The organism is Pseudomonas sp. GW821-FHT01E10 (genome assembly GCF_059422365.1).
Map to the genome: position 1 here is coordinate 1 of NZ_JBWKWT010000016.1, position 16926 is coordinate 16926.

Consider the following 16926-nt stretch of genomic DNA (forward strand, 5'->3'; position numbering starts at 1 on the left):
GAAATGCAAAACGCCCGATGCGGTGCATCGGGCGTTTTGAGGGTGAAACAGGTGTAAACCTATTTCAGGACTAGACAGGGTACATTCTTGAAACCTTCAGTCAGTTCCAAGGCCCCTTCGCGGACAAGCCCGCAATGAACGATAACGCTGTCTTACGTGATCGGCGCCGGGTTGAACAAGGTGATGTCGTTATGCAGCTTGTGCTGCTCCGCCCACGTCTGTTTCTTGCCGCTGGCCACGTCCAGGTAGTAGTGGAACAACTCCCAGCCGAGGTCTTCGATCGACGCCCGCCCGGTGGCAATCCGCCCGGCATCGATGTCGATCAGGTCCGGCCAGCGCTGCGCCAGTTCTGTGCGAGTCGAGACCTTCACCACTGGCGCCATCGCCAATCCATAAGGCGTACCACGCCCGGTGGTGAACACATGCAGGTTCATCCCCGCCGCCAACTGCAACGTCCCGCAGACAAAATCACTGGCCGGGGTCGCGCAGAAAATCAGCCCTTTGCGCTTGAACCGTTCCCCAGGGCCAAGCACCCCGTTGATCGCACTGCTGCCGGACTTGACGATCGAGCCCAAGGACTTCTCGACAATGTTCGACAACCCGCCCTTCTTGTTCCCCGGCGTGGTGTTGGCGCTGCGATCCGCTTCGCCCTTGGCCAGGTAACGGTCGTACCAGTCCATTTCCCGCACCAGTTCCTGAGCGACTTCTTCAGTTTCCGCCCGGGACGTCAGCAGGTAAATCGCATCGCGCACTTCGGTGACTTCGGAAAACATCACCGTCGCACCGGCCCGCAGTAACAGGTCCGAGGCATAGCCCAGGGCCGGGTTGGCGGTGATCCCGGAGAACGCATCGCTGCCGCCGCACTGCATGCCGAGGATCAGCTCGGACGCAGGCACGGTTTCCCGGCGGCGTTGATCGAGCTTCTTCAAACGGGTTTCGGCCAGCGCCATGATCTGCTCGATCATCTCGGTAAAACCGTGACTGGAATCCTGCAAGCGATACAACCACGGCTCGCTCAAATCCACCGAGCTATCGTTCTCATGCATCACCTGCCCGGCCTGCAATTTCTCGCAGCCCAGGCTGATTACCAGCGCCTCGCCCCCCAGGTTCGGGTTGCGCGCCAGATTGCGCACGGTGCGGATCGGGATGTACGCGTCGGTGGCGGTGATCGCCACGCCACAGCCGTAACTGTGGGTCAGCGCCACCACGTCATCGACGTTCGGGTACTTGGGCAGCAACTCGTCCTTGATGCGTTTTACCGCGTGATCCAGCACGCCGGTGACGCACTGCACGGTGGTGGTGATGCCGAGAATGTTGCGCGTGCCGACGGTGCCGTCGGCGTTGCGATAGCCCTCGAAGGTGAAGCCTTCCAGCGGTGCCTGCGCGGCCGGCACTTCGGTGGATAGCGGCAAGCTGTCCAGCGGTGGCGCGGTGGGCATGCGCAGTTGATCTTCCTTGACCCAACTGCCGCGAGGAATCGGCTGCAACGCGTAGCCGATCGTCTGGCCGTATCGAATCACCTGGCCGCCCGCGGGAATGTCCTCGAGGGTGACCTTGTGGCTCTGCGGCACGAAATCCACGGTGACCAGGCCATCGGGGAATTGGGTGCCGGCCGGCACGCCCTGATCGTTGACCACGATCACCACATTGTCCCGCTCGTGCAGGCGGATGTAGCGCGGCGAGTCGGAATGTTCAATCAACTGCATGACGCCGCTCCTCAGGAATGCGCTTCAGATAACTTGTTGTTCGTTTCAGGACCGCTGACTGGCGGCTCTTTGAGTACCACACGTTTGATCGGGCCAACGATCACCAGGTAGCTGAATACCGCGACCAGCGCGTTGCAACCGACGAACACCAGCGCCCATTTGAAGGAGCCGGTGGAGCTGATGATGTAACCGATGACAATCGGCGTGGTGATCGACGCAATGTTGCCGAACATGTTGAACAGGCCACCACTCAAACCGGCGATCTGTTTCGGCGAGGTATCGGACACTACCGCCCAGCCCAACGCGCCCACGCCTTTGCCGAAGAAGGCCAGGGCCATGAAGCCGACCACCATCCATTCGATATCGACATAGTTGCAAGCCACGATGCTGCTGGAAACCAGCAGACCGGCGATGATCGGCGCCTTGCGGGCGAAGGTCAGCGAGTGGCCCTTACGCAGCAGATAGTCAGAAATCACTCCGCCGAGCACGCCACCGATAAACCCGCAGATTGCCGGCAACGAGGCAATGAAACCGGCCTTGAGGATGGTCATGCCGCGTTCTTGCACCAGGTACACCGGGAACCAGGTCAGGAAGAAGTAGGTGATGCCGTTGATGCAGTACTGGCCCAGGTACACGCCGAGCATCATGCGGTTGGTCAGCAACTGGCGGATGTAGTCCCACTTCGGACCGTCGACCTTTTTGCCTTTACCTTTGTCCTGGTCCATGTCGACCATGCCGCCGTTGTCGGCGATGTGCTTGAACTCGGCGTCGTTGATCATCGGGTGCTGGCGCGGACTGTGGATAACTTTCAGCCAGATCCCCGAGAAGATGATGCCGATCACGCCCATGACGATGAACACGTGCTGCCAGCCGAAGCTGTAGACGATCCAGCCCATCAGCGGCGCAAACAGTACGGTGGCGAAGTATTGCGCCGAGTTGAAGATCGCCGAGGCGGTGCCGCGTTCTGCGGTCGGGAACCACGCCGCTACGATGCGTGCGTTGCCGGGGAAGGATGGCGCTTCGGCCAGGCCCACCAGAAAGCGCAGCATGAACAGCGCGACGACGGCGGTGGAAAGCCCGAACTCACCGACATAGCCTTGCAGTACGGTGAACAGCGACCAGGTAAAGATGCTCAGGGCATAGACTTTTTTCGAACCGAACCGGTCCAGCAACCAGCCACCGGGAATTTGCCCGGCCACGTAGGCCCAACCGAATGCGGAGAAGATATAACCGAGAGTGACCGCGTCGATGCCGAGGTCTTTTTGCAGGCTGGAGCCGGCGATCGCGATGGTCGCCCGGTCGGCGTAGTTGATCGTGGTCACCAGAAACAGCATGAGCAAAATCAAATAGCGGACGTGAGTCGGCTTGGTCGATTGCATTGTAGATGTACTCCCACTGATTATTTTTATGCGGGTAATAACGATTTATTTGTAGGCGCCGGCTTTTATGGGAGCCGGCGCCTACAGGTATTGCGGCGTATCAGGAACCGATGTAGGCAGTTTTTACGACCGTGTAGAACTCTTGCGCATAGCGACCTTGCTCACGTGAACCATAGGATGAACCTTTACGCCCACCGAACGGAACGTGGTAATCCACACCGGCGGTCGGCAGGTTGACCATCACCATCCCGGCCTGGGAATGGCGCTTGAAGTGGTTGGCGTACTTCAGCGACGTAGTGGCGATACCCGCCGACAGGCCGAACTCGGTGTCGTTGGCCATTTCCAGTGCAGCGTCGTAATCCGCTACGCGAACGATGTTGGCCACCGGGCCGAAGATCTCTTCGCGGCTGATGCGCATCGCAGCTTCGCTGTCGGCAAACAGCGTCGGGGCGAGGAAGTAACCCTCGGTGTCGCACGTCACCAGACCACCGCCGCTGACCAGACGCGCACCTTCGGACTGGCCGATGTCGATGTACTTCAGGTCCTGTTCCAACTGCGCTTGCGAGACCACAGGGCCGATGTCGGTGCCGGACTTCAACGCATGACCGACCTTGATCGACTTCATGCGCTCAGCCATGGCTTCGACGAATTTGTCGTGAATCCCGGCGGTGACGATGAGACGGCTCGACGCGGTGCAACGCTGGCCGGTGGAGTAGAACGCGCTCTGCACCGACAGTTCGACCGCTTGCTTGAGGTCGGCATCGTCGAGAATGATCTGCGGGTTCTTGCCGCCCATCTCCAGCTGCACCTTGGCCTGGCGCGACACGCAATTGACCGCGATCTGCCGGCCCACGCCGACCGAACCGGTGAAGCTGATGCCATCGACTTTCGGGCTGTTGACCAGCGCCTCGCCGACTACTCGCCCGCTGCCCATCACCAGGTTGAACACGCCGGCCGGGAAACCGGCGCGGGAGATGATTTCCGCCAGTGCCCAGGCACAGCCCGGTACCAGATCGGCAGGTTTCAGCACCACGCAGTTGCCGTAAGCCAAAGCTGGAGCGATTTTCCACGCCGGGATCGCGATCGGGAAGTTCCATGGCGTGATCAGGCCGACCACGCCCAGCGCTTCGCGAGTGACTTCGACATTGACGCCCGGACGCACCGACGGCACGTAGTCACCGGACAGACGCAGGCATTCACCGGCGAAGAACTTGAAGATGTTGCCGGCGCGGGTCACTTCGCCGATGGCTTCGGGCAGGGTCTTGCCCTCTTCCCGGGCCAGCAACGTGCCGAGTTCTTCGCGACGGGCGAGGATCTCGCTGCCGACTTTATCCAGCGCATCGTGCCGAGCCTGAATACCGGAAGTGGACCACGCCGGGAACGCGGCGCGGGCGGCGTCGATGGCGGCGTTGACCTGCGCCAGATCAGCCTTGGCATAGTCGCCGAGGGTATCGCTCAGCTCGGACGGGTTGATGTTGGCGCAGTAATCACTGCCCGCCACCCATTCACCGTTGATGTAGTTATCAAAACGCTTTGCATCTGCCACAACAAATCTCCTCACGCAAAAAGCCGCTGATCGCTCAGCGGCCCTGGTTTTATCGAGTGTTACTGCGCGCCCTGCTTGTCGATCAGCGCGGCGAGCATTTCGTACTCTTCGCCCGTCAGATCAGTCAGCGGTGCACGCACCGGGCCTGCGTCATAGCCGGCGATTTTTGCCCCGGCCTTGACGATGCTCACCGCGTAACCGGCCTTGCGGTTGCGGATATCCAGGTACGGCAGGAAGAAGTCATCGATGATCTTGCCGACGGTGGCGTGATCTTCGCGAGCAATGGCGTGGTAGAAATCCATCGCGGTTTTCGGGATGAAGTTGAACACCGCCGAGGAATAAACCGGTACGCCCAAAGCCTTGTAGGCCGCGGCGTAGACTTCAGCAGTCGGCAAGCCGCCCAAGTAGCTGAAACGATCGCCGAGACGGCGACGGATCGACACCATCAGCTCGATATCGCCCAGGCCATCCTTGTAGCCGATCAGGTTCGGGCAGCGCTCGGCCAGTCGTTCCAGCAGCGGCGCGGTCAGGCGGCAGACATTGCGGTTGTAAACCACCACGCCGATTTTTACCGATTTGCACACGGCTTCAACGTGCGCGGCAACGCCGTCCTGGCTGGCTTCGGTCAGGTAGTGCGGCAGCAGCAACAGGCCTTTGGCCCCCAGGCGCTCGGCTTCCTGAGCGTATTCGATAGCCTGGCGGGTCGAACCACCGACACCGGCGAGGATTGGCACGCTGCTGGCGCAGGTGTCGACCGCAGTCTTGATGATTTCCGAATATTCGCTGGCCGCCAGAGAGAAGAACTCACCGGTACCGCCTGCGGCGAACAACGCCGAGGCGCCGTATGGGGCCAGCCACTCGAGACGCTTGATGTAGCCCGCGCGATGGAAATCGCCCTGGGCATTGAAGTCGGTGACCGGGAACGACAGCAAGCCGGAAGAGAGGATGGACTTCAGTTCTTGTGGATTCATTATTCGAACACCCTGGGTAGCAACGTTGTGTGAGAAAACCGTTCAGCTTTCGCCGAAGTTGTAGGTCATCGTACAACTTAAAATACAACCGTCAACTGCATTTCATCGCTGGGTGGGTATTTTTGTCAGACAACATTGTTGTTTAAAGGGGTGAAAGCGGCGCCTTTCAAGCTCAGAAGAGAGATACGTTGTCGGAAGAGCACCCTCGGGAATTTTTCACTCAACGCCCCAGGATCATTGCCTGCGCGCAGTGTTGAACCTTGAAATGCCTGGTCATGATCGGGTTCGGCAGATCACCGATGCGCCCGGTAAAGTGCGACGACTGCCGCGAAGGATCGCGGCAGATCTTTCAAGGAGAGCGATTCAACATGACTTTTGCTATTGCACACCTTCCGCAGTTCCCGGAGTACTCAGCCGATCGGGCAACCATCCAGCTATCGACCCTAAGTGAAGACTTGATCGTCCGCGTGCCGGACCCGAACGATATTCCGCCGAACTGGGATGTCTACCCGATCCTCGGCACAAATACGGAAGAGCCTGACTGGGAGGGCCTCGCAGAGCCTACCGGCGTCTGGGATGACGCCTGCGACGACATGGTAAAACTGACGGGAATTGAACTGCGAATCCCCAAAACAGAACTGGATAAGTACCTGAACACAGAAGTGGAATTGCGCTACAAACTCGCGGACGAGTCGAGTCTGGAGCCGTGTTCTGAGCCCCTGATACTGTTTATCGAAGCCTGACCCTCATCGTGCCTGATCGTTTACCGGTCAGGCGCTTTTTTGAGTAGAACGATTTCCTGCCACGCACCGTTCAACCTTGCGCCTGCGCCTCTTCATGCGCCTGGCGCAGCCGCTCGCGGCTATTGGTCAGGTGCAAGCGCATCGCCGCTCGCGCCGCATCGGAATCCTGCCGGGCAATCGCATCGTAAATCTCTTCGTGTTCACGGCTCAGGCGACTCATGTAGTGCTGCTGGTCGTCATGGGCCAGGCGCGCGGAGTTGAGGCGTGTGCGCGGAATGATGCTGGTGCCCAGGTGGGTCATGATGTCGGTGAAGTAGCGGTTGCCGGTGGCCAGGGCGATTTGCAGGTGGAACTGGAAGTCCGACGCCACGGCATCGCCGGCGTGGGCGGCACTTTCGTTGAGGGCGTCCAGCGCCTCACGCATCGCTGCTAACTGCTCCGGGCTGCGACGTTGCGCGGCAAGGCCGGCGGACTCCACTTCCAGGCTGATGCGCAGTTCCAGAATCGCCAATACGTCGCGCAAGGTCACCACGGTCGCCGGGTCGATGCGAAAACCGCTCGGGCTCGGGGTGTCGAGCACGAAGGTGCCGATGCCGTGACGGGTTTCCACTTGCCCTGCGGCCTGCAAACGGGAGATCGCTTCACGCACCACGGTGCGGCTGACGCCATGGGCATTCATGATCGCCGACTCGGTGGGCAATTTGTCGCCACGCTTGAGCTGACCGTCGCGGATCTGCTCGGACAACACCGTCACCAATTCCTGTGCGAGGCTGCGGCGCTTGCGAGGGAGGCGAGGTGCGTCGATCGGGTTTTCCATGGTGAACGTCTGTCTCGAAAAAACGGCTGAAACCGCATCATAGCGCATGCGGGTTGTACGATCACCGTTGACCTGTGGGAGCGTGGCATGCCCGCGATGGCCTTGACGCGGTTTCCTGACGAACCGCGTTATCGTTCATCGCGGGCAAGCCACGCTCCCACAGGTTCAGGCGGTCACGGCCTGGTCCACCAGGTGACCATTCTCGATGCGCACATGCCGTGGATGGAAACGTTTCAGGCTGCTGCGATGGCCGACGCTGACAATGCTCAGCCCCGGCAATTCATCGATCAACGCCTGATACAACGACGCTTCATCCTCTTCGTCCATCGCCGAGGTGGCTTCGTCCATGTACAGCCATTGCGGCGCATACAGCAGCGCACGGGCGAAGGCCAGACGTTGCTGCTCACCCGGCGAAAGCATGCGCTGCCAGTGATTGGCTTCATCCAGACGTGAAACCAGGTGCGGCAAGCGGCTGGTTTCCAGCACGTGGACGTAGCGCTCGTGCGGGTAGGTGTCGCCCGGTTGTGGATAACTCAACGCCTCACGCAGGCTGCCAATCGGCAGATAGGGTTTTTGCGGCAGGAACAGATAACGCGCCGTCGGCAGGCGAATGCTGCCGTGGCCGGCTGGCCAAAGGTGCCCCATCGCTCGCAGCAAGGTCGACTTGCCGCTGCCGGAACGACCGCTGAGCATGACGCGCTCGCCCTCCTCCACGGTCATGTCGGCATTGGTCAGCAAATGACGACCGTCAGCGAGGTCAAGACCAAGGTTATGCACCCGTAGTGCCGAACCCTGATTCTGCACGTCGATAGCCGGCGCGCGCTCTTCGTTGTCGGTCATGGCCTGACGGAAACTCAGCAGACGATCACAGGTGGCGCGCCACTCGGCAAGGTCCTGGTACGCGCTGATGAACCAGCTGAAGTTCTCCTGCACATTGCCGAACGCGGAGTTGATTTGCATCAGCTCACCAAGTTCGATCTTGCCGGCGAAGTAACGCGGCGCAGCGACCATGAATGGAAAGATGATTGCAATCTGGGCATAGCCGGCGGTGAAGAAAGTCAGGCGCTTGGACACTTTCATGATGTCCCAGAAGTTGTGCCAAACCAGGCCGAAGCGACTGCTCAGACGACGGTTCTCGTTGGGTTCGCCGTTGTACAGCGCAATGCTCTCCGCATTTTCGCGGACCCGCACCATGGAGAAACGCAAGTCGGCTTCGAAACGTTGCTGGTTGTTGTTGAGGCTGATCAAGCGACGACCGATCACATGCGTCAGCCAGCTGCCGACGGCGGCGTAAACCAGTGCGCACCAGAACATGTAGCCGGGGATCGTGAAGCCAAACACTTCGATGCTGCCCGACACGCCCCACAAAATGATCGAAAACGACACCAGGCTGACGATGTTCCGTATCAGCCCAAGGCCCAGGCCCAAGGTGTTGGTGGTGAACTTATTGAGGTCTTCGGAAATCCGCTGGTCCGGGTTATCGGTGTAACCGCCCTGCTCCAGCTGATAGTAATTCTTGCTGCCTAGCCAGCGGGCGAAGTGCTTTTCGGTGAGCCAGGCTCGCCAGCGAATGGTCAGCATCTGAGTCAGATAAAGCCGATACACCGCGCCAAGAATCGCCACGGCGGCGATGCCGCAGAAATACAGAATCAGCTGCCAGAAGGCTGCTTCGTCCTTCTTTTGCAGGGCGTTATAGAAGTCTTTGTACCAACTGTTGATCCACACCGAAATCGCCACGCTGAACAATGACAGCGCAATCACAGCGATCAACAGCGTCCAGGCCTTGCCCTTCTCTTCGCTGCGCCAGTAAGGCGTGGTCATCGCCCACACTTTGCGAAAAAACTGCCCGCGCACAGCATCGTTGACCGCGGAATATTCAGCGTTCTGATTCATGGATAAGGCTCGATAAAGAAAAGAACACACACGAACCGATCATAGATGATCGGCTCGTGTGATCGCGAGAGCTGGCGATAACCGTTCAGCGCTCGTTCAGCGACGGACCGGACGCTTCTGCAGTTTGCGCTGCAGCGTGCGGCGGTGCATGCCCAGGGCACGGGCGGTGGCGGAGATGTTGCCTTCGTGCTCGGTCAGGACGCGCTGGATGTGCTCCCACTGGAGACGGTCCACGGACATCGGGTTTTCCGGCACTAGGCTGTCGAGGTCGGCGTGCTCGGAGAGCAGCGCGGCCAGCACGTCATCGGCATCCGCCGGTTTGCACAGGTAATTGCAGGCGCCGCGCTTGATTGCCTCGACGGCAGTGGCAATGCTCGAGTAACCGGTGAGGATCACCACGCGCATGTCCGGGTCGAGTTCGAGCAGCTTGGGCAGCAACACCAGGCCTGAATCGCCGTCCATTTTCAGGTCCAGCGCGGCGTAATCAGGGATATCGGCCTGGGCGATGGTCAGGCCCTCTTCGGCGGAACCTGCGGTGCTGACGCGAAAACCACGGCGGGCCATGGCGCGGGCCATCACGCGGGTGAAGGTTGCATCGTCGTCTACCAGCAGCAAATGCGGCAGTTCTTCGCCTTCAACTTGGATCTCGTCACTCATGTTCGTCTCCTCGGGCGACACGGGGCAGGCGCAGCTCGGTGAGCGTGCCGCCTTCCTCATGACTGTAGAGTTTCACTGAGCCGCCGGCGCGTGTCACGCTGGCCTTGCTCAAAAACAGGCCCAGGCCGAAACCTTTGCCCTTGGTGGTAAAAAACGGTTTGCCGATCTGCTCGGCGATAGCCAGCGGTACACCGGCACCATGGTCGCGAATGCTGATGGTCAAGTCTTCGACGGTCCAGTCCAGGGTCACTTGCAAGCCTTCAGGGCAGGCATCGGCGGCGTTGTTCAGCAGGTTCAACAGCGCTTGAGTCAAATCCGGCGGCGGCGCCATGCGCGGCACCGTGCCCTGGCCCAGACGCTGGAAGCGATAACTGGCCTCAGGACGCATCAGGTGCCAGCGGTTGAGCGCTTCGTCGAGCCAGTCGGTGACATCCTGCATCTCCACCGCCATACGACGGTTGGCCTCGGCGGCGCGCACCAGTTGCTGCAAGGTTTCCTTGCACAACTTGACCTGATCCTGCAAAACCTTCAAATCGTCCTGCAACATCGGGTCGGGGTGATCCTGCTGCATCTCTTTGAGCAACACGCTCATGGTCGCCAGCGGCGTGCCCAGTTCATGAGCGGCACCGGCAGCCTGAGTCGCGACGGCCAGCAATTGCTGATCGCGCAGGCCTTCCTCGCGACGGATCGCACGCAGCTCTTCCTGCCGACGCAGCTCTTCAGCCATGCGTGCAGCAAAGAAGGTGATGACGGCGGCGGCCAAGGCAAAACTCAACCACATGCCGTAGATCTGCAGGTTTTCCCGGGCGATGGGGAAGGTTTCCAGCGGGTAGAACCGCGCCAGCAGCAACGTATACAGCGCCAGGGCGATACCCGACAGAATCACCGAATAGCGCCACGGCAGCGTCACGGCGGCGATGGTCAGCGGCACCAGGTAATAAGAGACGAACGGGTTGGTCGAACCACCGGAGAAATACAACAAGGCGCTGTGGATAAACAGGTCGCAGGCCAGTTGCAGGGCGTATTCAAGCTCGGTAACCGGCCACGAAGTGCGCAGGCGCACGGCGGTGAACACACACAACAGCGTCGAACAGCCCAGGGTCATCGCCAGCGGCACCCACGGCAACGGCAGCAGCTGGAGCCAGTAGGCCAGGCCTACGGAGCCGGCCTGGGCGGCGAGCACCAGAATCCGGATGAAAGTCAGCCGCCAGAGGTTCTGGCGAGTGGCGGAAGTCAATTGTACGGGGGCGAGCATGAGCTCTCCTGATGAGCGCTCCAGGCGGATCGCACGGAGTATAACCAAGCCGCGGGCCTGAGAGGCGAAAGTGCGGCAAACGACCACAGTTGCGGCTCATGGATTTATAAGTGAATGCTTCGCCGATGAGCCCCTGTGGCGAGGGAGCTTGCTCACGTCGGCCTGCGAAGCGGACCCCAACCATTCAACCGGGTGAAACTGGCAAACCACGCATACCGACTTTGCGACTGCTTCGCAGCCGAGCGGGAGCAAGCTCCCTCGCCACAAAAGCCCGGCACCGGTTGAGACTGTATAGAAGTTGTAACTGTGCGAAACGGACCATTGAAGCTAGAGTCTGATGGTTTCACGCAGGTTCGGACCCTAACCCCTGCGCATCGTCCAAGGAGCTTTTCATGCACACATTGCGCCGCAGCGCCGCCCTTCTTGCCCTAAGCGTTGGCACCGCCGCCAGCCTCCCGGCCCTGGCCGTCGACGAGTTGCATTACAACCAGATCTCCCTGCGCGCCGAAGTCAGCCAGGAAGTGGCCCGCGACCTGATGATCGTGACCCTCTACACCGAAGAACAAAACACCGACCCGGCCAAACTCGCCGCCGACGTCAGCACTACCATGAACAAGGCGCTGGCCCAGGCCAAACAGGTCAAGGACATCACCCTGCGCCAAGGCAGCCGCAACAGCTACCCGATCTACGACACCAAAGGCCAGAAAATCACCGGCTGGCGCGAACGCGCCGAACTGCGCCTGGAAAGCTCGGACTTCGCCGCCCTGTCCAAACTCACCGGCGAATTGCTCACCGACCTGAAAATGGGCGGCATGGACTTCGCCATCGCAACGCCAACCCGCAAAGCCAGCGAAGACGCCCTGCTCAAAGAAGCCGTGACCGCCTTCAAGGCCCGCGCCCAACTGGCCACCGACGCCCTGGGCGGCAAGAGCTACAAAATCGTCAACCTGAACCTCAACAGCAACGGCTATCCACAACCGTACATGCGCGGGCCGATGATGATGAAAGCCGCCGGCATGGATTCGGCACCGGTGACGCCAGAAGTTGAAGCCGGCACCAGCCAGGTCAGCATGACAGCGGATGGGGCGATTGAAGTGTTGATGCCTTGATGCGATAACCCGGACACGAAAACGGCAGGGCGGTGTACACGCGAGTAAACAGGCCGCCTCAGCTGCTTTTGATTTTGCATTTGCGAAAGCCCAGGAGCTAAGAGAAACTCCCTGCCTTTCCAGACTCGATAAGGACGCGAGCATTGAAGTTTGAAAGGGATCAGTTTTCCGGCAACCATGGAATTGTCTTCAACGTATCGCGCTTCACCCTGTCAGCCGGTGAACGGGGTAGCCTCAGAACACTGCATTTTGGTGAAGCGAAAGCCGCCCACTATGAAGTGAGCAATCTGGTGGTAGAGCTCTATGACAAAATGCTCGCCAAGGATTTGCCTTGCCAAATGATGGTCGGGATCTCCAAACCCCTGACCCGGCAACAGGGGGATTTACTCAATGCTCAACGAACAAGTATCGCCAACCTCACCAGTGGTGTTTTCGGGGCAGCGGCAGGTAAATTCATGCCCGGTGCGGCCATCCCGGTGGGATGGGCAGTCCGCGAGTTCACGCTGAGCAAATTGCCGACTTATCACGCCGGCGATGTCATCGTCAGCCTGGATGCACAGGTCAGCGGTGGCATAGGCCCTCAGCACTCAGGATCGTCCATGATCATCAAGACTCAAGGCGGGTGAGATCATGAACGAATATGGCCTGTACGCCGTGGCTTATGCAGTATTCCTGCTGTTGTTCTTCTATCTGAAATCCTATGGCCTCAGAAAATGGCTGGGCATCACCCTGTTCGCTCTGGGGTTTTCGAGTATTTTTATGCTGCCGCCTTTCATCGCCGGCTTCGATCTGGGCATCGTTTCAACCAATGCTATCGCCCTCGGGGCTGCGCTGTTTTTTAGTCGGGCCCGGTATACGGCGTGAGCCACGCGCTCATTCAAGCAACGTGAAACGGATTAACTTCACCCACAACGCCCGCCTGACACCGCTTTGCGTAGGAGCTGCCGAAGGCTGCGATCTTTTGACGTTGATTTTTAAGATCAAAAGATCACAGCCTTCGGCAGCTCCTACAGTCCGCCATCAACGCAAAGACCGGCAGACTATGCCCGGATAGAGGGGTCCCCCTCAAAAAACGATATTTCCACCCTCCCCGCCAACAACGCTACTCTCAGGAAAATATCGCTGCTCAAATCCCGGGGACTCCATGGAAAGAACCACCGTCAAACCACTTCTGCTCGCACTCGCCCTCGCCACAACCGCATCACTCGCACAAACCGCCCAAGCCGCCACCACCCTGGTCTACTGCTCCGAAGCCAGCCCTGCCGGATTCGACCCCAGCCAATACACCAGCGGCACCGACTTCGACGCCTCCGCCGAAACCGTCTTCAACCGCCTCACCCAATTCAAACGCGGCGGCACCGAAATCGAACCCGGCCTGGCAACAAAATGGGACGTATCCGAGGACGGCCTCACCTACACCTTCCACCTGCGCGACGGCGTGAAATTCCACACCACCGACTACTTCACCCCCACCCGCGACTTCAACGCCGACGACGTGCTGTTCACCTTCCAGCGCCTGCTCGACCCGGACAACGCCTTCCGCAAGGCCTACCCCGCCGAGTCGCCGTACTTCACCGACATGGGCCTGAACACCACGATCAAAAGCATCGACAAGATCGACGACCACACCGTGCGCTTCAGCCTGAACAACGTCGACGCCGCATTCGTGCAAAACCTCGCCATGAGCTTCGCCTCGGTGCAATCCGCCGAATACGCCGCCCAACTGTTAAAGGAAGGCAAAGCCGCCGACCTCAACCAGAAACCCGTCGGCACCGGCCCGTTCGTGTTCAAGCGCTACCAAAAGGACTCGCAAATCCGCTACACCGCCAACAAGGCCTACTGGAAACCCGAGGACGTGAAACTCGACAACCTGATTTTCTCGATCACCCCGGACGCCGCCGTGCGCTTGCAAAAACTCAAGGCCGGCGAGTGCCAGGTCAGCGGCTACCCACGCCCGGCAGACATCGAAGTGATGGAGCAAGACCCTAATCTGAGGGTGCTCAAGCAAGCCGGTTTCAACCTCGGCTTCCTTGCCTACAACGTGACCCACCCACCGCTGGACCAGCTCAAGGTGCGTCAGGCGCTGGACATGGCCATCGACAAGCCGGCGATCATCAAGGCTGTCTACCAGAGTGCCGGGCAACTGGCGCAAAACGCCTTGCCACCGGCGCAATGGTCGTATGACCCGAGCATCAAGGACGCCCCGCACGACCCGACCAAAGCCCGCGCGCTACTGAAAGAAGCGGGGGTTGCACCCGGCACTACAATTAATCTGTGGGCCATGACCGTGCAGCGCGCCTCCAACCCCAATGCGCGGATGTCGGCACAGATGATCCAGCAGGATTGGGAGAAAGTCGGGATCAAGGCCAACATCGTCAGCTATGAATGGGGCGAGTACATCAAGCGCGCCAAGAACGGTGAGCATGACGCAATGATCTACGGCTGGACCGGCGACAACGGTGACCCGGATAACTGGCTCGGCGTGCTCTACAGCTGCGCTGCGGTGAAAGGTAGCAACTACGCCAAATGGTGTGACCCGGTCTACGACAAACTGGTGCAGCAAGCCAAGGTGTCCACGGACAAACAACAGCGGGTCAAACTGTACCAACAGGCCCAGCAAATCCTTAAACAACAAGTACCTATCACACCCATTGCCAACTCGACGGTGTTCCAGCCACTGCGCAAGGAAGTCACCGACTTCAAGATCAGTCCGTTTGGCCTCACACCGTTCTATGGCGTGGGTATAAATAAGTAACACCAGGCTCCAACCGGGTGCGTCAACCGCCCCGGTCGCCCCTTATCGGTGCACGACTTGCACCGTAAAAAACCTGCGCAAACGGTCAAATACATCAGTTTTTACACATATGCGACATTAAGGTACGTTCGTGCCACTCTTTAGGACTTGTGGCCATTCCGGATCTTGCATTGGGTACGGCCCCTGCATAAGTATCCGCAGGTCGACTCACGAGGTCGTCCTCTAATCCAAAAATGACAACAAATCATGAGGCCACCATGCTTAAACACGCGGTCATTCCGTTTTTAGTCGGCGCAAGCCTGTTAGCCAGTGCACCTTTCGCCCAAGCGGCGTCTAACCTGGTGTTCTGCTCCGAAGGAAGCCCGGCCGGTTTCGACCCAGGTCAATACACCACCGGAACCGACTTCGACGCCTCTGCAGAAACCATGTTCAACCGCCTGACCCAGTTCGAGCGCGGCGGCACCGCCGTGATTCCTGGCCTGGCGACCAAGTGGGACATTTCCAGTGACGGCCTGACTTACACTTTCCACCTGCGTGAAGGCGTCAAGTTCCACACCACCCCGTATTTCAAGCCGACGCGTGAGTTCAACGCCGACGACGTGCTGTTCACCTTCAATCGCATGATTAACAAGGATGACCCGTTCCGTAAGGCGTACCCGACCGAATTCCCGTACTTCACCGACATGGGGATGGATACCAACATCACCAAGATCGATAAAGTCGACGACCACACCGTCAAGTTCACCCTCAAAGACGTAGACGCCGCGTTCATTCAGAACATGGCCATGAGCTTCGCCTCGATCCAGTCCGCCGAGTACGCTGCCCAGCTGCTCAAGGAAGGCAAGGCTGCCGACATCAACCAGAAACCGATCGGCACCGGCCCGTTCGTGTTCAAGAGCTACCAGAAAGACTCCAACATCCGCTACACCGGGAACAAGGACTACTGGAAGCCTGATGACGTGAAGATCGACAACCTGATCTTCGCCATCACCACCGACCCGTCGGTACGCATCCAGAAGCTGAAGAAGAACGAGTGCCAGATCACTCTGTTCCCGCGTCCAGCCGACCTGAAGGCGCTCAAAGAAGATAAAACTTTGAAGATGCCTGAGCAGGCTGGTTTCAACCTGGGCTACATCGCCTATAACGTGATGGACAAGGTCAAGGGCAGCAACGAGCCGAACCCGCTGGCCGACCTGCGAGTTCGTCAGGCGCTGGACATGGCCGTCAACAAGCCGCAGATCATCGACTCGGTTTATCAGGGCGCAGGCCAACTGGCCGTCAACGCCATGCCGCCGACCCAATGGTCCTACGACACCACCATCAAGGATGCCAAGTACGATCCTGAGAAAGCCAAGCAGCTGCTCAAGGAAGCCGGCGTCAAGGAAGGCACCGAAATCGTTCTGTGGGCGATGCCGGTACAGCGTCCGTACAACCCGAACGCCAAGCTGATGGCTGAAATGCTGCAGTCCGACTGGAAGAAGATCGGCCTGAACGTGAAGATCACCAGCTACGAATGGGGCGAGTACATCAAGCGCTCCAAAGGCGGCGAGAACCAGGCGATGATCATCGGCTGGAGCGGCGACAATGGTGATCCGGACAACTGGCTCAACGTGCTGTTCGGCTGCGACTCGCTGAGTGGCAACAACTTCTCCAAATGGTGCGACAAGAAATTCGACGGCCTCGTCAAGGAAGCCAAACGCACCACCGATCAGGCCAAGCGCACCGAACTGTACAAACAGGCGCAACACGTCCTCAAAGATGCTGTTCCAATGACACCTATCGCTCACTCGACGGTGTTCCAACCCATGCGCGCCAACGTGCAGGACTTCAAGATCAGCCCATTTGGCTTGAACTCCTTCTACGGCGTCAGCGTCAGCAAATAAGAAAAGGCAGCGGCGACGTTTTCAGTGTCGCCGCTGCTTTTTTCTGCCGAGAAGTTAGGAATTTGCCTACATCCAAATCCGCTGTCTGACGCAGCCAGGGGTTAGGACGCGTTGCCTTTTCCTACGAGTCTTTAGGACTCAGCGCATTTACTGCCAGACCCACGGCACCTACCGTCGGGTTCTGACCAGTGACTGTGTGGGCTATCGGTTTG

The 16926-nt window shown here is 59.2% G+C and carries 14 protein-coding genes; 6 read left to right on the forward strand and 8 right to left on the reverse strand.

Annotated features, from left to right (window positions below; genetic code table 11):
- Positions 1–152 precede the first annotated feature (152 nt).
- From garD to kdgD, 4 genes are all read right to left on the reverse strand, one after another.
- Positions 153–1706 (reverse strand): galactarate dehydratase, encoded by a 1554-nt coding sequence (gene garD / locus AC07V0_RS23020; protein WP_495019944.1) that lies wholly within the window; start codon positions 1704–1706, stop codon positions 153–155.
- Between the two features lie 11 nt (positions 1707–1717).
- Positions 1718–3085, reverse strand: a complete 1368-nt coding sequence (locus AC07V0_RS23025) for an MFS transporter (protein ID WP_018929531.1) — start codon at positions 3083–3085, stop codon at positions 1718–1720.
- A 100-nt stretch (positions 3086–3185) separates the two neighbouring features.
- Positions 3186–4631, reverse strand: coding sequence for an aldehyde dehydrogenase family protein (locus AC07V0_RS23030; RefSeq protein WP_495019945.1), 1446 nt, complete (start codon positions 4629–4631; stop codon positions 3186–3188).
- Positions 4632–4690: 59 nt separating this feature from the next.
- Positions 4691–5602: a 5-dehydro-4-deoxyglucarate dehydratase gene (kdgD, locus tag AC07V0_RS23035; RefSeq protein WP_007939720.1), complete on the reverse strand. Its 912-nt coding sequence runs from the start codon at positions 5600–5602 to the stop codon at positions 4691–4693.
- Between the two features lie 368 nt (positions 5603–5970).
- On the opposite strand from kdgD, the gene AC07V0_RS23040 reads away from it, so the two are divergent.
- Positions 5971–6345: a hypothetical protein gene (locus tag AC07V0_RS23040; protein ID WP_495019946.1), complete on the forward strand. Its 375-nt coding sequence runs from the start codon at positions 5971–5973 to the stop codon at positions 6343–6345.
- 70 nt (positions 6346–6415) lie between these two features.
- On the opposite strand, the gene AC07V0_RS23045 is transcribed toward AC07V0_RS23040, so the two are convergent.
- From AC07V0_RS23045 to AC07V0_RS23060, 4 genes are all read right to left on the reverse strand, one after another.
- Entirely contained in the window at positions 6416–7162 is a 747-nt protein-coding gene (locus AC07V0_RS23045) for a FadR/GntR family transcriptional regulator (protein WP_018929528.1), read from the reverse strand.
- Positions 7163–7327: 165 nt separating this feature from the next.
- Positions 7328–9055 (reverse strand): ABC transporter ATP-binding protein/permease, encoded by a 1728-nt coding sequence (locus AC07V0_RS23050; RefSeq protein ID WP_018929527.1) that lies wholly within the window; start codon positions 9053–9055, stop codon positions 7328–7330.
- 96 nt (positions 9056–9151) lie between these two features.
- Positions 9152–9712, reverse strand: coding sequence for a response regulator transcription factor (locus tag AC07V0_RS23055; RefSeq protein ID WP_007939714.1), 561 nt, complete (start codon positions 9710–9712; stop codon positions 9152–9154).
- On the reverse strand, positions 9705–10967 hold the full coding sequence (locus tag AC07V0_RS23060; protein ID WP_018929525.1) for an ATP-binding protein: 1263 nt from the start codon (positions 10965–10967) through the stop codon (positions 9705–9707). The genes AC07V0_RS23055 and AC07V0_RS23060 overlap by 8 nt, the downstream gene beginning before the upstream one ends.
- Positions 10968–11359: 392 nt before the next feature.
- Between AC07V0_RS23060 and AC07V0_RS23065 the strand changes: the two genes are divergently transcribed.
- The 5 genes from AC07V0_RS23065 (at position 11360) to AC07V0_RS23085 (ending at position 16714) form a co-directional block, all read left to right on the forward strand.
- Entirely contained in the window at positions 11360–12076 is a 717-nt protein-coding gene (locus tag AC07V0_RS23065) for an SIMPL domain-containing protein (RefSeq protein ID WP_018929524.1), read from the forward strand.
- A 143-nt stretch (positions 12077–12219) separates the two neighbouring features.
- Positions 12220–12702, forward strand: a complete 483-nt coding sequence (locus AC07V0_RS23070; RefSeq protein WP_019582420.1) for a hypothetical protein — start codon at positions 12220–12222, stop codon at positions 12700–12702.
- 4 nt (positions 12703–12706) lie between these two features.
- Positions 12707–12940: a hypothetical protein gene (locus AC07V0_RS23075; protein WP_018929522.1), complete on the forward strand. Its 234-nt coding sequence runs from the start codon at positions 12707–12709 to the stop codon at positions 12938–12940.
- A 280-nt stretch (positions 12941–13220) separates the two neighbouring features.
- Positions 13221–14831 (forward strand): ABC transporter substrate-binding protein, encoded by a 1611-nt coding sequence (locus AC07V0_RS23080; protein ID WP_086946003.1) that lies wholly within the window; start codon positions 13221–13223, stop codon positions 14829–14831.
- A gap of 257 nt (positions 14832–15088) precedes the next feature.
- Positions 15089–16714, forward strand: a complete 1626-nt coding sequence (locus AC07V0_RS23085; RefSeq protein WP_018929520.1) for an ABC transporter substrate-binding protein — start codon at positions 15089–15091, stop codon at positions 16712–16714.
- Positions 16715–16926 lie beyond the last annotated feature (212 nt).